Annotated in this window: 19 protein-coding genes and 1 pseudogene; 8 read left to right on the forward strand and 12 right to left on the reverse strand. The window is 63.3% G+C overall.

Annotation, left to right across the window (positions count from 1 at the left end):
* Positions 1 to 65 precede the first annotated feature (65 nt).
* Positions 66 to 1316 (forward strand): flavin-containing monooxygenase, encoded by a 1251-nt coding sequence (locus tag NKI16_RS21995; RefSeq protein ID WP_352575346.1) that lies wholly within the window; start codon positions 66 to 68, stop codon positions 1314 to 1316.
* Between the two features lie 75 nt (positions 1317 to 1391).
* Here the strand turns inward: NKI16_RS21995 and NKI16_RS34085 are convergent.
* The 5 genes and pseudogenes from NKI16_RS34085 to rsmI all read right to left on the reverse strand — a co-directional run.
* A pseudogene (locus NKI16_RS34085) lies at positions 1392 to 1519 on the reverse strand (YraN family protein); the annotation flags it as partial.
* A 99-nt stretch (positions 1520 to 1618) separates the two neighbouring features.
* Entirely contained in the window at positions 1619 to 1855 is a 237-nt protein-coding gene (locus NKI16_RS22000; RefSeq protein WP_254817997.1) for a metallothionein, read from the reverse strand.
* Between the two features lie 83 nt (positions 1856 to 1938).
* Positions 1939 to 2907 (reverse strand): complex I NDUFA9 subunit family protein, encoded by a 969-nt coding sequence (locus NKI16_RS22005; RefSeq protein WP_352620850.1) that lies wholly within the window; start codon positions 2905 to 2907, stop codon positions 1939 to 1941.
* Positions 2908 to 3099: 192 nt separating this feature from the next.
* Positions 3100 to 3477, reverse strand: coding sequence for a YraN family protein (locus NKI16_RS22010; protein WP_023678973.1), 378 nt, complete (start codon positions 3475 to 3477; stop codon positions 3100 to 3102).
* On the reverse strand, positions 3470 to 4396 hold the full coding sequence (rsmI, locus tag NKI16_RS22015) for a 16S rRNA (cytidine(1402)-2'-O)-methyltransferase (protein WP_352923681.1): 927 nt from the start codon (positions 4394 to 4396) through the stop codon (positions 3470 to 3472). The genes NKI16_RS22010 and rsmI overlap by 8 nt, the downstream gene beginning before the upstream one ends.
* 176 nt (positions 4397 to 4572) lie before the next feature.
* On the opposite strand from rsmI, the gene NKI16_RS22020 reads away from it, so the two are divergent.
* Positions 4573 to 4758: a hypothetical protein gene (locus NKI16_RS22020; protein WP_023678975.1), complete on the forward strand. Its 186-nt coding sequence runs from the start codon at positions 4573 to 4575 to the stop codon at positions 4756 to 4758.
* Positions 4759 to 5021: 263 nt separating this feature from the next.
* Here NKI16_RS22020 and NKI16_RS22025 read toward each other — a convergent pair whose 3' ends face one another.
* From NKI16_RS22025 to rph, 5 genes are read right to left on the reverse strand one after another with little or no spacing between them, the layout of a single operon-like run.
* Entirely contained in the window at positions 5022 to 5345 is a 324-nt protein-coding gene (locus NKI16_RS22025; protein ID WP_023678977.1) for a low molecular weight protein tyrosine phosphatase family protein, read from the reverse strand.
* 4 nt (positions 5346 to 5349) lie between these two features.
* The gene (gene hemW, locus NKI16_RS22030; RefSeq protein ID WP_352575340.1) at positions 5350 to 6513 is read right to left on the reverse strand and encodes a radical SAM family heme chaperone HemW; all 1164 of its coding nucleotides are present in this window, start codon (positions 6511 to 6513) and stop codon (positions 5350 to 5352) included.
* On the reverse strand, positions 6510 to 7172 hold the full coding sequence (gene rdgB, locus NKI16_RS22035; RefSeq protein WP_023678979.1) for an RdgB/HAM1 family non-canonical purine NTP pyrophosphatase: 663 nt from the start codon (positions 7170 to 7172) through the stop codon (positions 6510 to 6512). The genes hemW and rdgB overlap by 4 nt, the downstream gene beginning before the upstream one ends.
* Positions 7172 to 7582 (reverse strand): VOC family protein, encoded by a 411-nt coding sequence (locus NKI16_RS22040; RefSeq protein ID WP_023678980.1) that lies wholly within the window; start codon positions 7580 to 7582, stop codon positions 7172 to 7174. Before NKI16_RS22040 ends, rdgB begins: the two co-directional genes overlap by 1 nt.
* A gap of 32 nt (positions 7583 to 7614) precedes the next feature.
* Positions 7615 to 8331 carry a ribonuclease PH gene (rph, locus tag NKI16_RS22045; protein WP_023678981.1) on the reverse strand — a complete coding sequence of 239 codons (717 nt, stop codon included), beginning with the start codon at positions 8329 to 8331 and terminating at the stop codon, positions 7615 to 7617.
* A gap of 146 nt (positions 8332 to 8477) precedes the next feature.
* On the opposite strand from rph, the gene hrcA reads away from it, so the two are divergent.
* From hrcA to NKI16_RS22075, 6 genes are all read left to right on the forward strand, one after another.
* Complete coding sequence (hrcA, locus tag NKI16_RS22050; protein ID WP_036239090.1) at positions 8478 to 9590, forward strand: heat-inducible transcriptional repressor HrcA; 1113 nt, start codon at positions 8478 to 8480, stop codon at positions 9588 to 9590.
* A gap of 36 nt (positions 9591 to 9626) precedes the next feature.
* Positions 9627 to 9824, forward strand: a complete 198-nt coding sequence (locus NKI16_RS22055) for a hypothetical protein (protein ID WP_023678983.1) — start codon at positions 9627 to 9629, stop codon at positions 9822 to 9824.
* 99 nt (positions 9825 to 9923) lie between these two features.
* Entirely contained in the window at positions 9924 to 11279 is a 1356-nt protein-coding gene (locus tag NKI16_RS22060) for a PQQ-dependent sugar dehydrogenase (RefSeq protein ID WP_352923684.1), read from the forward strand.
* 87 nt (positions 11280 to 11366) lie between these two features.
* Positions 11367 to 11984 carry a LysE family translocator gene (locus NKI16_RS22065; RefSeq protein WP_352782626.1) on the forward strand — a complete coding sequence of 206 codons (618 nt, stop codon included), beginning with the start codon at positions 11367 to 11369 and terminating at the stop codon, positions 11982 to 11984.
* A 166-nt stretch (positions 11985 to 12150) separates the two neighbouring features.
* Complete coding sequence (gene cysK / locus NKI16_RS22070; RefSeq protein ID WP_023678986.1) at positions 12151 to 13131, forward strand: cysteine synthase A; 981 nt, start codon at positions 12151 to 12153, stop codon at positions 13129 to 13131.
* Positions 13132 to 13306: 175 nt separating this feature from the next.
* A complete protein-coding gene (locus tag NKI16_RS22075; protein WP_352782624.1) occupies positions 13307 to 13930 on the forward strand; it encodes a glutathione S-transferase family protein in 624 nt (207 codons plus the stop codon).
* A gap of 15 nt (positions 13931 to 13945) precedes the next feature.
* Here the strand turns inward: NKI16_RS22075 and NKI16_RS22080 are convergent, their stop codons facing one another.
* Complete coding sequence (locus NKI16_RS22080; protein WP_352782642.1) at positions 13946 to 15202, reverse strand: RNA polymerase sigma factor; 1257 nt, start codon at positions 15200 to 15202, stop codon at positions 13946 to 13948.
* Positions 15203 to 15209: 7 nt separating this feature from the next.
* Positions 15210 to 15578 carry a YciI family protein gene (locus NKI16_RS22085; RefSeq protein WP_023678989.1) on the reverse strand — a complete coding sequence of 123 codons (369 nt, stop codon included), beginning with the start codon at positions 15576 to 15578 and terminating at the stop codon, positions 15210 to 15212.
* Positions 15579 to 15731: the final 153 nt, after the last annotated feature.

A 15731-nucleotide genomic window follows, 5' to 3' on the forward strand; every position in this document is an offset into this window, starting at 1 on the left:
AACTCTATTCTTGCCCGAAGCCGAGCCATACGATCTTGTGGACGTATGGTTGGCAGGGGGAATGCATGAGCGAAGTTCTTGACGCCCTCGTTATTGGCGCCGGTCCGGCGGGACTCGGCGTCAGTTACTTCTTGAAACGGCAGGACCGCGACCACCGCGTGCTCGATCGAGGCCGGATCGGCGAGACGTGGCGAACGCAGCGGTGGAACTCGTTTCGACTGAATTCGCCGACCATTCGCTCCATCTTACCCGGTGATTCCTACGAGGGGCCCGAGCCGTGGGGCGCGATAAGCCACCACGAATTTGTCGCGTATCTCGAAGGCTATGCCGAGCGGCACCGCCTGCCGGTAAGCACCCAAACTCCGGTGCAAGAGCTGACGAGAGACGACGGGATCTTTCGCATCACCACGACGGACGGGGCATTTCTGGCGCGCAACGTGGTGATCGCCACCGGCGACCAGAATCGGCAGGTCCGGCCAGCAGGGTCGGCGGATTTGCCAACCGCAATTGGCCAAGTCGATTCCTCGGCTTATCGCAACCCGGCCGAGTTCGAGAGTGGCGCGGTGCTGGTGGTCGGCAGCGGCCAGTCGGGCGGCCAGATCGCCGAGGATCTGGCGTTGGCAGGACGTGTGGTCTTTTTGGCGACCAGCCGCAACGGCCGTTGGGTGCGGCGCTACCGCGGGGGCAACATACTTAAATGGCTGACGCTGTCCGGTTTTCTCGACGTTCCGCGCAAGGAACTCGTCCTCCCTTCCGGCAAGCTGCAGGCCCGCGCGCTGGTCGGCGCGACGCACACGATCAGTTTGCAATCGCTGAGTGCGCAAGGCGTGGTGCTGCTCGGCCGCTTCAGGGGAGTGGAGAATGGCAGCCTCGTCTTCGGCGACGAGCTCGACGACCACATGCGATTTGCCGACGAGGTCTCCGCGAATACCAAGCGCCTGGTCGACGGGTACATTGAGCGCGCCGGCCTCGATGCGCCACTGGCCGAGGATGATCCGGCCGAGACGGTTGACCCGCGCTTGCCCGATCCTCCGATCCGCTCCCTCGACTGGACGGCAAGCGGCATCAGATCAGTGATCTGGTGCACGGGCTTCACCGGCGATTTCTCATGGGTCCGGCTCCCCGGCGCCCTCGATGCAGCCGGCCAGCCCGTCCACGAGGATGGCGTCGGCGCTGTTCCAGGTCTCTTTTTCGCCGGCCTCGATTTCGGATCGACGCGGAAGTCGGGCACCATACCGGCCATTCCAGAGGAGGCGGCCGCCGTCGTGGAGCGACTTGTCCAAGCGGGAGCCGACTTGCCACGGAACGGCGTCTAACCGTCGAACGCGGGTTCTTGAACGTGCAAGAACATGACAGCTCTGGCGCGATCAAGACGACGCACGCTGCCTTTTGTCGAAGCGCACCGACAATTTTCCGTAGTCCATTGGTGCGACAGCCAGAAATCGCGAGCACCTTCGATACGGCGCTCCGATTCGCGGCCGACTGCATCCATTGCCTCCATCAGCGTGCGGCGGCCTTGACCTCGGCTGGTCGTCGTCGTGCTGACAGCACTGGCCATATGGGATGAGCCGGCGCAGTCGTTCGGAATGGTCGACCTGGAGACGCCAAAGGAGGTGCGTCAAGGCGCACGATCGGTCAGCGCGCTCGCGCCTTCCTCCGCGGCGCAATGTGCGCAGCAGTAGATGATGTCATCCTGTTCGACGCCATGTCCGATGATCCGGCATCCGCAATGCGGACACGTCGGAGCAAGTTTCTGGACCGCGCATTCGAAGCTGTCGAATGTGTAGGTCTCGTCGGCCATCGTCACGTTGAAAGCCTTGTCGTAGTCATTCCCGCATTGATCGCATCTGGCCATAGTTCTTCTCCTTCTTTCACTGGCTTCAAGCTCGACCAACCTGTCGCGCGGCGATAGGTTCCCGCCAGGATCAGGGGGCCGTCCTAAGCCGGAGACGAGAGCGAGCCTACGCGACGGCGCTGTTCGATCGCACGGATCACCTCGTCGATATCCCGCGGCTCGATGTCGAGTTCCTTCAGGCCAGGCGCGTCGATTGCTGCCACATTGTCCTGACGCATAAGATCGATCTGGTTGCGCGTTATGGGGGCAGCCGGGAGGAGTTCCGCGACGCCAGCCAAGGCGTTCCATACCGCAAACGGCACCGGCATCAGCTTGACGTGCGTATCGAGCTGTCGGGCGATCTCCCGAAGCAGTTCCTTATAGGTATAGATACGCGGGCCACCGAATTCGAATATGGATGAACCCTGGGTTCGCCCGTCGATCAGCCGGCTCACTGCTTCTGCGACGTCTGCCACATAGACCGGCTGAAGCCGTGTGCCACCATCGCCGAACAGCGGATAGACCGGCAGGAGGCGTATCATCCTCACAATGGTCGTGAGGAAAGCGTCGTCAGGTCCTGTCATGACGGCGGGACGCACAATGAAAGCGCCGGGAAATGCGCTTTCCACGGCACCTTCTCCGCGCCCACGCGCCCTTATGTAATTCGAATCCGATTGAGGATCGGAGCCGATCCCTGAAATCTGGACGAACTGGTCGATCTCGCGGTCGCGCGACGCGGCAGCGAGATCGGCCGCGGCTTTCACATGCACGCGTTCAAAGGTCTGGACGCCCTGCTCGACGTAAAGACTGACGGCATTCACGACCGCCTGTGATCCGGTAATGGCCGACCCGATCGAGGACGCATCCAATATATCCGCCTCGACTGCTTCGGGCATCCTTGTAACCGAGGAAAAGACCAGGGCCACGCGAGCCGGATGGCGAGATGCGGCGCGCACCGTGAAACCTCTTTCCAGGAGCCGCTTCACGATCCTGCGCCCGAGAAAGCCAGTTCCGCCGAACACGGTGACGATCCGTTCCGGGTTGAGATCGTCGGGATCCATTTGCCTCGCCATCCCTTTGTCCTCGCATAGCTGCCACGCGGACTGCCCTGGCCGGCATTTGAACCAGCCCGTCGAACATCAGGACGATTGGGGAACAACGCAGGAACGCTTTTGTTCCAGTCAGCGCTGGGCGGATGCTTGACAGATCGGCAAACCATGATCTGAACCGCAGGCGCAGCAAAACGGCCCCACGTCGAGAATGGCCTAGTTTCGCCCGTAAAACACATTCTCGACATGCACCGGCCAGCGCCACGGCAGCACCGCCACCATGTCGAAGCGCACCGATAATTTTCCGTAGTCGGATTGGCGCGACAGCCAGAAATCGGCGGCGCCTTCGATGCGGTGCTCCGATTCGCGACCGACGGCTTCCATTGCCTCCATCAGCGTGCGGCGCGCCTTGACCTCGACGATCAGCACCAGATCGCCACGCCGCGCGATCAGGTCGATCTCGCCGAACCTGGTGCGGTGGCGGCGGGCCAGAATTCGGTAGCCTTTCAGCATCAGCGCCGCCGCCGCCAGCCATTCGCCGTGATGGCCGCGCCGGTAGGCCTTTTGCCGGCTGGCGCTCGGCCGTTCAGCCATCGCCGTCTCCGCCGGTCCCGTCTCTTCCGGCATTCTTGAGGTCGAGCAGCCGACGATAGAGCGTCTGCTTCTGGCCACCCGTCATCTTGGCGGCTTCCGCCGCTGCCTTGGAGGCCGGCATCTCGGCGGCGAGCGAAAGCAGCAGCCGGTCGATGTCTTCAGGCTCATCAGCGACAACATCCGCCAGGCCGACGCAGATGACGATTTCGCCTTTCGGCGTATCAGCTGCGGCGTAATGGCTGGCGAGCGACTGCAGGGTGCCGGTCCGCATCTCCTCGAAGGTCTTGGTCAGCTCGCGGCCGATGGCCGCCTTGCGGGCACCGCCCAGCACCTCGACCATGGCGCTGAGCGTCTCGGCCAGCCGGCGCGGCGATTCGAAGAAGATCAACGTTGCCGGCACCGCCTTCAGCGCTTCCAGCCGCGTCAGCCGCTGCCCGGTCTTCACCGGCAGGAAGCCGGCAAACAGAAACGCGTCCGAGGGCAGGCCGGATGCCGTCAAAGCGGCAAGTGCTGCTGATGGGCCGGGGATCGGCACGACACGAATGCCGCGTTCCAGCGCCTCACCGACCAGCCGGTAGCCGGGGTCGGTGATGATCGGCGTGCCGGCATCCGATATCAGCGCTACGCTTTGGCCGGCCAGCAGCGCCGCGATCAGCTTCGGTCCGGCCTCGCCGGCATTGTGCTCGTGGTAGGCGGTGGTGCGGCGGCGGATGCCGTAGCGGTCGAGCAGCACGCGGCTGACACGTGTGTCCTCGCAAGCGACGATATCGGCGGCGGCGAGCGTTTCCAGCGCGCGCAGCGTGATGTCGGCGAGATTGCCGATAGGCGTCGCCACCAGGTAGAGCGCCGGCTCGAGCGGCCGGGCGGCGATTTCGGTCTGCCCGACCACATAACTGCGTTTGGCCGATTCGCCGGTCACCTGCACAACTCCGTTCGACCCTGTTTGGCACGGCTCACGCTTGGTTGCAAAAGCCTGGGTTGCAAAGGCCCTGGTTCCAAAAGGGATGCCGACGTGAACCGGCCGCCATGCCTTCGCCACAGTAGGGAACGAAACCGTTGCCGGCGAATTTTACCCCTGATCTCGGGAGGAGCAGGATGAACAGCCTGACGATACAGGACGTTTTCGAACCCTACTATGCCGGCCGCAAACGCTTCGCCGCGCCATGCGACAAGAGCCTGCCTGCCGAAGCCGCAGATGGCAGAGCCAAGAAGCCGCTTGCACGCCAGCGATCGGCAGAGAGCAAGCCCGCAAACGAAACCGACCGCACGATGGAGCACTGACCGGACGATGCCCAATCGCTTCGACATTTTCATCACCCGCCTCGAAACAAAAAGCGCCCGCGATGGCGCAGCGTCACATTCCACAGACGACCAGCACCATGCCTCACGCGACAAAAGCGAGATCAAGCCGGCCCGTTCCGGAGAGACCAGCGAAAAAGATCGCGCCAAACACCGCCACAAGCACGAGGCTTGACCCCGCAAACCTTAGCGATCGGTCGAGACAGTTCTCGAAGCGCGGTTGCGAATGCTCCGCGATGTATCATTCAACCCAGATACTTCGAGACACGCGCCTCCAGCAGGCCCACCAGAGCCGGGTCCATGAATGCATAGTCGTCGGGAATATCGAGGCAGATTACTCGAGCCTTTTTCAGGCTTGTCTTGAATTTCTGCTGCAGTTTGGCGCGGTGCGTTTTTTCCATCACGAAGATGATGTCGGCCCAGGCGACGAGTTCATGCGTCAACGGTATGTCGGCATCGTGATTAGTGCCGGCCGAAGCGACCTCGATGTCCCGCCGCTTGGAAAACACCTGCTCCGCCGTCGGGCTGCGCAAGCGATTCTGGCTGCAGATGAAGAGAACGTTCTTCAACGTGCTATCTGGCCAAATCCGCCACGACCGCATCGAGCACGATCATGCCGGCCGGCGTGGCGCGCAGGCGGGCATTGCCGATCGGCGCCACCAGGCCTTCGTCCTGCAGCACCGACAGCCGTGCCGTCGACAGGCCGCGCCCTGAAAATGCCTCGTAGCGGGAAAGGTCGATGCCTTCCGCCAGCCTCAGCCCCATCAGCAGGAACTCGTCGGCCTCTTCCGACCGCGTCAGGACCTCGCCGCCGGTAACGCCATGACCCTTGGCCTCGACCAGATTGGCCCAGGTCTCCGGCATTTTCTCGGCGATCGTCACCACGCGGCGGCCATTTTCGACGAACCGGCCATGCGCGCCGGGACCGACGCCGACATATTCGCCATAACGCCAATAGGTGAGATTGTGCCGGCTTTCGGCGCCGGGCCTGGCGTGGTTGGAAATCTCGTAGGCCGGCAGTCCGCGCGCGGTGGTGATCTCCTGTGTCAACGCGTAGAGATCGGCGGCAAGCTCATTGTCTGGAATGATGAATTTCCTTGCCGCATGCAGTGCATGGAACGGCGTGCCTTCCTCGATGGTCAGCTGATAGAGCGACAGATGGTCTGCGGCGTGGCCGATCGCCTGCTCGAGCTCCGTCTGCCACGCTTTAAGCGTCTGGCCCGGCCGCGCGTAGATCAGGTCGAACGACAGCCGTGGGAATATCTCGCGCGCCAGGCCGATCGCATGCAGGGCCTCATCGACATTGTGCAAACGGCCGAGGAAGCGCAGATCCTTGTCGTGCAGCGCCTGCACGCCAAGCGATACCCGGTTGACGCCGGCCGCGCGATAGCCGCGAAAGCGCTCGGCCTCGACCGAGGAAGGATTGGCCTCCAGCGTCACCTCGATGCCATCAGGCACCGTCCAGTTCTTCGCCACTGCATCCAGCACCGCCGCCACGGTCTGCGGCTTCATCAGCGATGGCGTGCCGCCGCCAAGAAAGATGCTGGTCACCTCGCGCGGTCCGGTGCGGCCGCGCATCGTCGCCAGCTCGGTCTCGAAGGCGCGGGCAAAACGCTCCTGGTCGACCGGCTGGTGGCGGACATGGCTGTTGAAGTCGCAATACGGGCATTTGGCCGCGCAGAACGGCCAGTGGACGTAGACGCCGAAACCAGGCCTGCGGTCGAGCAGCATGGTCATACGCCGGCCAATCGGGCTTGCGCGAATTTCTGGAAGGCGCGGGCACGGTGCGACAATGTGGTTGGCTGGCCGGGCTTCCAGCCATGCTTTTCCTTCGCGCTCATCTCGCCGAAGGTCTTTTCGAACCCGTTGGGCAAGAACACCGGATCGTAGCCGAAGCCGAGCTCGCCGCGCGGTGGCCATACCAGCGTGCCCTCGACCTCACCGCGAAAATATTCCGCCTGGCCATCGGGAAAGGCCAGGCAGATGACCGCGACAAAGCGGCCCTTGCGCTGGGCAGGCGTGATCGCGCCAACTTCTTGCAAGGCCACTTCCGTGCGCTGCATGGCCATGCCGAAGTCGCGGGAGCCGTCCGGCGTCTCAGCCCAGTTGGCGGTGTAGACGCCGGGTGCGCCGTCGAGCGCATCGACACACAGGCCGGAATCGTCCGACAGCGCCGGCAGTCCAGTGGCCTTGGCGGCGGCCAAGGCTTTTATGAGGGCGTTCTGCTCGAAAGTGGTGCCGGTCTCGTCCGGCTCCGGCAAGCCGTATTCCTTTGCGGACTTCGCTTCTATGCCGAATGGCGCCATCAGATCGGCGAATTCCCGCAATTTACCGGCATTATGGCTGGCGACGACGATCTTATGCCCGTCAAGCGAATGGACAGTTGGCGAATGCATCAGATGCCCCAGATTCTTGGCTCGGCGAATTCGATCGAATTGCCCGACGGGTCGCGAATATAGATCGAGCGGCCACCCTGCGGCCATTCGAACTCGCTTTCGATGGCAATTTTCTTCGCCTCAAGATGCGCTTTCCAGCGTGGGATTTCATCCGCGCTTGCGGCGAAGCAAAGATGGCCCTGGCCGACCGCGCCATGCGGCGGTACTTTGAGCTTGGCGTCGGCCGGCGGCGGCACTTTGGTCGCCTCGGCATTGAACATAAGCAGCACGCTGTCGCCGCAGCGGAAGAAGAGATGCCTGCCATCGACCTTGCCGAGCAGATCGAGCCCGAGCACGCCCGAATAGAACCGTTCCGCGGCAGCAAGGTCCGTCACGTAGAGTGCTGATTCCAGGATTGCAGAAGGGGTCACAGGATCGCCAATCTCATCAATATTGACCGCAGCTAAGCCACCGCCATTTGCTGCAAGCTGACCAGGCGCTGAATACCTTTCTTGGCGAGCCCCATCAGCGCCGCGAACTGCTCTTCCGAGAACGGCTCGCCCTCGGCCGTGCCTTGGATCTCGACGATGCCGCCCTTGCCGGTCATGACGAAATTGGCGTCGGTGCCGGCCGAGGAATCCTCGATATAGTCGAGGTCGATGACCGGCTGGCCATCATGGATGCCGCAGGAGATCGCCGCAACGTGATCCTTCAGCACCTTGCCCAGGCTCGCCATCTGGCGGGTTTCCATCCAGCGCAGGCAGTCGTAGAGCGCCACCCAGCCGCCGGTGATCGAAGCGGTGCGCGTGCCGCCGTCGGCCTGGATCACGTCGCAGTCGACGGTGATCTGCTGCTCGCCGAGCGCCTGCAGATCGACCACGGCGCGCAGGGAGCGGCCGATCAGCCGCTGGATTTCCAGCGTGCGGCCGCCTTGTTTGCCGGCCGAAGCCTCGCGGCGCATGCGCTCGCCGGTCGAACGCGGCAGCATGCCGTATTCCGCCGTCACCCAGCCCTTGCCGGAGTTGCGCATCCAGCCCGGCACCTTTTCCTCCAGGCTGGCCGTACACAGCACATGCGTGTCGCCGAACTTCACCAGGCACGAGCCTTCCGCATGCTTGGAGACGCCGCGCTCGAAGGAGATGGGGCGCATTTCGTCGAATTGGCGTTTGGAAGGGCGCATTCAGGCTTCTTTCTTTCTTCGGAATCTTGGCCGGGGAATCTTGGCCGGCTTGTAGCCGCACGGGGCGTGAGGCGCAAAGGAAAATGGACCGGTTGCGCCGACACCGCGGAAGTCTATATCTTCGGGGCGGAGGTTTTTGGCTCGAAATGACAAAGGCAGTCGATCCCGGTTTGCAGTCGCACGTGCTCCCGTCGCACGCGCTGCAATCGCCCGCGCTTCAATCGCTCGACATGCGTTCGCGCGACATCTTCCGGCGCATCGTCGATTCCTATTTGAGGGATGGCGAGCCGGTCGGTTCGCGCAGCCTGTCGCGCATCCTGCCGTCGTCGCTGTCGCCGGCCACCATCCGCAACGTGATGAGCGACCTTGAGCATCTCGGCCTGATCTATGCGCCGCACATTTCGGCTGGCCGGCTGCCGACCCAGGCAGGCCTGCGCTTCTTCGTCGATGCTTTCATGGAACTTGGTGACCTCTCCGACGAGGAGCGCCGCACCATCGAGGCCCAGGTGCGCGCCTCCGGCTCGGGCGCGACGCTGGAGCATATGCTGACCGAGGCCAGCCAGATGCTGTCCGGCATGTCGCGCGGCGCCGGCCTCGTGCTCGCCGCCAAGAATGAGGTGGCGCTTAAGCACATCGAATTCATCCAGCTAGAGCCGACCAAGGCGCTGGCCGTGCTGGTCTCGCAGAACGGCGACGTCGAAAATCGCGTCATCGATCTGCCCGCCGGCATCACCATCTCGCAATTGCACGAAGCCTCCAACTTCCTCAACGCCCATATCCGCGGTCGCACCCTGGCCGAGGCGCGGGTCGAGATCGCCCGCATCAAGGAAGAGACCAGGGCAGCCCTCGACACGCTGTCGCAGGATCTGGTCGAGAAGGGCCTGGCGGTCTGGGCAGGCGCTGAAAGCGGCGTGCCTGGGCGGCTTATCGTGCGCGGCCGCGCCAATCTCCTGGAAAACGTCACTGCCCAGGCCGACATAGAATTGCTGCGGCATCTGTTTGAGGATCTGGAGACGCAGGATGGGCTGATCCAGCTTCTCGACCTCGCCGAGGCAGGCCCAGGCGTGCGCATATTCATCGGTTCGGAAAACAAGCTGTTTTCGCTGTCTGGCTCCTCGCTGGTGGTGGCACCCTATCGCGACAAGGACGCGCGCGTCGTCGGTGCGCTCGGCGTCATCGGGCCGACGCGGCTGAATTATGCGCGCATAGTACCGATGGTCGACTATACCGCGCAGCTGATTTCGCGCATGCTGAGCTAGGAGCCGCCGCGGGCCTGCCGCAAGGAGGAGAAAAGAATGGCGCTGGAATCGTTCAAGGCCCAGATCAGTCTGCTGCTCGAAGAAATGATCAACCAACCAGAGGATCAGCACGAGGTGCAAGAGCAGTTGCGCGAGAAGCTGCAAGAGATGCGGGCGATGGGTTTGCCGCTGCCGGCCGATCTGGTCGCGCTGGAAAAGCGCCTCGACGACGACTTTTACGCCTCTGGCAACTGAACGGGTTCGGCTTCAAATCCTCGTGTGCTGGACGGCCGCTTGGAACGATCAATACCTGATGCCGTTTGCCCTGTTCGAGGCGAATCCCGGAGGACGTTGATGATCCGATCTGGCGGCTTTGCGGCCGTTGCCGCTGCCCTCCTTGTTGCGACACCGGCAGCCGCCCAGCAGGCGGACCAGAATGTGCTCAAAGGCGAAGCCGCGTTTGGCGATTGGCACGCCGACAGGCCTGGCGTCCGACGCCTGATTGGGCCGCGAGACATGCCGGCAGCCGACCCCGCCCAATCCGCTTCGAACGGCGCCGGCGTGGCGGAACGGCCCGAAAGCGCCAAGCCAGAATTGCCGTCGGGCTTTTCGGCTGAAATGATCGCATCCGGCATCGTCAATCCACGTGTCGTGCGCGTCGCTCCGAATGGCGACCTGTTTGTTGCCAACAGCCATGCCGACCAAATACGCGTCTATCGTCTCGCCGAGGGCAGCGCCAAGCCCATCGAGAAAGCGATCTTCGCCAAGGGGCTCAATTATCCCTACGGCATCGCCTTCTATCCGCCAGGAGACAAACCGCAATGGGTCTATGTCGCGAACAGCGACAGCATCGTCCGCTTCCCCTATCGCGATGGCGACTTGAAGACATCCGGCAAACCAGAAACCATTGTCGCCCAAATCCCGTCGGGTGGTCACACGACCCGCGACATCGCCTTCTCGCAGGACGGCAAAACGCTTTATTTGTCGGTTGGCTCCGCCTCGAACGTCGCCGAGGATATAGGCAAGGAGCCGGATAGCGGCCTCGACGCCTGGGCCAAATCAAAGCCGCTCGGGGCGGCCTGGGGCTCCGAGGACGGCCGTGCCGATGTGCTCGCCTTTGACCCGGATGGGAAAAATCCCCGAACTGTCGCCACCGGCCTGCGCAACTGTACGGGCATGACCGTGCAGCCCGCCACCGGCGCATTGTGGTGCGTCGTCAATGAGCGCGACGAACTCGGCGACAATGTGCCGTTCGAATTTGCAACAGCGGTCAAGGACGGCGGATTCTATGGTTGGCCTTGGTACTACATCGGCAATAACGAGGATCCGCGCCATCAGGGCGACCGGCCAGACCTCGCCGGCAAGGCCACTGTCCCCGATGTATTGATGCAGGCGCATTCGGCGCCGATGAATATAGCCTTCTACGACGGCAAGAACTTCCCGGCGGATTACCAGGGTGACGCTTTCGTCGCCATGCATGGTTCGTGGAACCGTGGCGCCAGGACCGGCTACAAGGTGGTGAGGCTCAAATTCAGGAATGGCAAGCCGACAGGCGAATATGAGGACTTCATGACCGGCTTCGTCATCTCGAACGACGCCGTCTGGGGCCGCCCGGTCGGTGTCGCGATGGCCAAGGACGGCTCGCTGATCGTCACCGAGGACGGCAACGGCACCATCTGGCGCATTACCTACGAAGACGGCCGCTCCTGAACGGCGGTGTCGCCTGCTGCGCTGGCGCAATCGAATTCGGCCCGAGGGAATTCACCCAACTTCAACATTGTGCGACAAGCGCCAATCATGACACTCACCGGGTTCCTCGCCTATAGCGCCGCCCTCGGCATCGCCGCAGCCATCCCCGGCCCAGGCGTCACCGCGCTTGTTGGGCGTGCGCTGGGTTCCGGCTTCCGCTCGTCGCTGGCCATGTCGTTCGGGCTGATGCTCGGCGACCTGACCTATTTGACTGCCGTGGTGCTCGGCCTGGCTTTTGTCGCACAAACTTTCGGCATGGTCTTCCTGGCCATCAAATGGCTGGGCGTCGCCTACCTCGCCTTTCTTGGCTGGCGTTTCTGGACGAGCGGCATCACGCCGGAGACGGTGGAGGCGAAGAAAGGCAAGGGCGGCTTGGCATCCAGCTTTGTAGCCGGCCTTGCCGTCACGCTCGGCAATCCGAAGACGATGATCTTCTATCTTGCCATCACCCCGACCATCGTCGATCTGAAGACGATCACGCTGGCCGATTACGGCATCCTCGTCGCGCTCACCATCGTCGTCCTGCTCGTGGTGCTGGTGCCCTATCTGGCGCTGGCGGCCAAGGCGCGCTGGTTCCTGAAGTCGCCGCGGGCGCTGAGGGTACTCAACCGCACCGCCGCGGGCTTCATGGTCGGTGCGGCGGCTGCAATTGCCGCCCGCCAATAGATCTCTTTCGCCAATCCGACCAAGGATTGCCACACCTTGCAAGGGCGGGGGTACTCAGCACGAACTTCACTCGGATATTTTTCGATCGACAGCCTATCTTGCGCGGCGGATGGCTCTATCCTAGGCCCCGCCCGACTCTTGCCGCTTGACCTCTGGGAGGAAATCAATGAACAAGCCCGCCACCCCCGCACACGTGCCCGGCCGCGGCCGCATCTACAATTCGATCACCGAGACGATCGGCGACACGCCGCTGGTGCGGCTTGATAAATTCGCCAGGGAGAAGGGTGTCGTCGCCAATCTGCTGGCCAAGCTCGAATTCTTCAACCCGATCGCCTCGGTCAAGGACCGCATCGGCGTGTCGATGATCGAGGCATTGGAGGCTTCGGGCAGGATTACGCCCGGCAAGACCACCCTGATCGAGCCGACCTCGGGCAATACCGGCATCGCGCTCGCCTTTGCCGCCGCTGCCAAGGGCTACAAGCTGATCCTGACCATGCCGGAAACCATGTCCGTCGAACGCCGCAAGATGCTGGCTCTGCTCGGTGCCGAACTGGTGCTGACCGAAGGGCCGAAAGGCATGAAGGGCGCCATCGCCAAGGCGGACGAGCTGGCGGCAACGCTGCCCGACGCTGTCATTCCGCAGCAATTCGAAAACCCGGCCAATCCGGAAATCCATCGCCGCACCACGGCCGAGGAAATCTGGAACGACACCCATGGCGAAGTCGATATCTTCGTTGCCGGCATCGGGACCGGCGGCACCATCACCGGCGTCGGCCAGGTGCTGAAGAAGCGTAAGCCCTCGGTGCATGTCGTCGCCGTCGAACCGGAAGCCTCGCCGGTGCTGTCGGGCGGCCAGCCAGGCCCGCACAAGATCCAGGGCATTGGCGCCGGCTTCGCGCCAAAAATCCTCGACACGACGATCTATGACGAAATCGTCAAGGTCTCGAACGAGGATTCGGTTGCCAATGCACGGCTCGTCGCTCGGCTCGAAGGTGTGCCGGTCGGCATCTCGTCGGGTGCCGCCCTGCAAGCGGCGATCGTCGTCGGCTCGCGGGCCGAGAACAAGGGCAAGAACCTCGTCGTCGTCATCCCCTCTTTCGCCGAGCGCTATCTCTCGACGATCCTGTTCGAGGGATTGGGCGCTTAGACACGAGCGTTTATGACCGGTCAGTAGCGATCCTTCGCGATGCCCTCCGACATCAAATACTCTGTATCACGCGTCGGCGTGGACCGCTGAAAAACCACCTGTGGCGGGCGTCGTTCGCTTGAGCGGCGGGTCCCTTCCGTATCAAATCGTCGCTGCCCGGCAGGTGGAGGACTTCATGTACAAGCTCTATACGCGTGCCAATACCGGCGGCTTTGTCATCGAGGCGGCGCTCGCTTTGGCGGGCGTGCCTTTCGACCAGATCGACGTTCCGAAGGGCCGACCCGACCAGGCCTTTTTAGATATCAGCCCCTTGAACCAGGTGCCGGTCCTGATCTTGCCGGACGGACGCTCGATGACCGAATCGGCGGCGATCTGCATCCTGCTAGCCGAGCGCCACCCGGAAGCAGGACTGGCGCCCGCAGCAAGTTCGGCTGACCGTGCCGACTTCCTGCGCTGGATGTTTTTCATGTCCTCCGTCATCTATTCGGCTGACCTGCGGTTCTTCTACGCTCATCGCTACACGACCGATCCCCGCGGCGTAGACGCTGTCAAACAGGCGGCGGTCTCGGAAATGGATCGCAGCTTCGCCATTCTCGATGCCGCCCTCGCAGGCCATGACTGCCTGGCCGGCGACCGGCTCTCGCTGGCCGACATCTATCTCGTCATGTTGGTGGCCTGGCATCCGGAGGTCGCGAAGGTTCCAACCGCTTGGCCGAATATCGAACGCCTGTGGGCCAATTTGCGGGAACATCGGGTGATGAAGAGGCTGAACGCCTCCCATGACATGTGGCCCGCGTAACCAGTCCGCCTTGCCTCAGTGTCTTTCCACGCGGTCGAGACCTGCCCGTCGGTCCTGCAGAAACCGGCGCACGGCCGGGTCGCGTTCGAGGCCGATAGCCCGGCCATAGGCCTCGCTCGCTTGCGGAACTTTGCCGAGCCTGGCCAGCAGGCCCGCGCGGGCGGCCCAGTAAGGTTGATAGTCATACAGCCGCTTGTCGTCGCCAAGCTCATCAAGTGCACTCAATCCTGCCGAAGCGCCTTCGGCCTCGGCAATGGCCACCGCGCGGTTGATCGAAACCACCGGCGAGCCGGCAATCACCGACAGCGCGTCATAGAGCTCCTTGATCGCGACCCAGTCGGTACAACCGGTCAGCCGTCGTGTCGTATGGGCGGACTGCACGGCGGCCTCGAGTTGGTAGCGGCCGACAACGCTCTTGGCCGCGGCGTGCCTGAGCAGCGTCTCCGCTTCATCGATCATTGTATCGTCCCACAGTACAAGATCCTGCTCGGCCAGCGGTACATAATCGCCCGCCGCGTTGCGCCGCGCTGCACGCCGCGCCTCGGCGAACAGCATCAGCGCCAGCAGGCCGAGCGCTTCCGGTTCGTCTGGCATTAACGTGGCCAGCAGACGGCCGAGCCAGATGCCTTCGGTCGCGAGATTACGGCGCAGCGTTTCGGTGCCGGCCGGGTCGGACCAGCCTTCGGCAAACGCCGCGTAGATCGCTTCCAGAACGGTGCCCAGCCGCTCGCCGAGTTCGGCCCTCTCCGGGACGCGGAACGGAATGCCGGTCTCGCGGATGCGGGTCTTGGCGCGCACCAGGCGCTGGCTCATCGTGGCTGGCGAGACAAGAAAAGCCGAGGCGATGGTCGCTGCGTCGAAGCCAAGGACGGTCTGCAGGATCAGCGGCGCTCGTACGCCGGCCTCGATAGCCGGATGGGCGCAGGCAAACATCAGCCTGAGCCGCTCGTCCGGCAGGTCTTCGTCGGCCATGCGTGCCTCCATCTCCTCGGCGATCAGCCTGAGGTGGTCGCGGCCCGCCTCGCTGGTCAGGCGCCGCCGGATTGCGTCGACGCGGCGCCTGCGCGCCACCGCCAGCAGCCAGGCTTCCGGCTTGTCGGGCACGCCCGCCTGTGGCCAACGCTCGAGCGCCGCTGCAAAGGCATCGGCCAAGGCGTCCTCGGCACCGGCCACGTCGCGCGTGCGCGCGGCGAGATAGGCGACCAGTTTGCCGTAGCTTTGCCGGGCGGCCGCTTCCGCCGCCGCCCGCGCCATCTCCGGGCGACCGTCTATCACATGGTCATTTCTCAGATAAGTACTCCGTCATTTCCCAGATCGGTCGCACCTCGACCGTGCCGGTGCTGGCGCCCGGGCAGCGCGCCGCCCAGGCAATGGCGGCGTCGACGTCCTCCGCTTCGATCATATAGAAGCCGGCAAGCTGCTCCTTGGTGTCGGCATAGGGGCCGTCGAGCACGTTGGTCTTGCCATTGGCCATCCGTACCGAAGTAGCGGATTGCGTCGGCTTCAACCGGTCACCGCCAAGCCAGGCGCCCGATTTCTTCAGCGCTTCGGTGTAGGCGACATAGGCGCTCGACATCTGTGTCACCGCGTCTGCCGGCGCGGCAGCCATCCCGGCCTCGTTTCCGTAGATCAAAAGCATATATCGCATGGTCTTCTCCCGTGGTTTGAAGGCCGCATCGTTGCGAGCCGGACGTATGTCGCGCAGCCCTGCCCGATTTCGACAAGCGCTGGAAAAATCTTCGGCCGCGATGCGACATCGCGCAAGCGCCGATGTGTTGCGGCATTGCTTAGCCGTTCGTCT

This window comes from Mesorhizobium sp. M0698 (genome assembly GCF_040320455.1).
Lineage (GTDB): Bacteria > Pseudomonadota > Alphaproteobacteria > Rhizobiales > Rhizobiaceae > Mesorhizobium.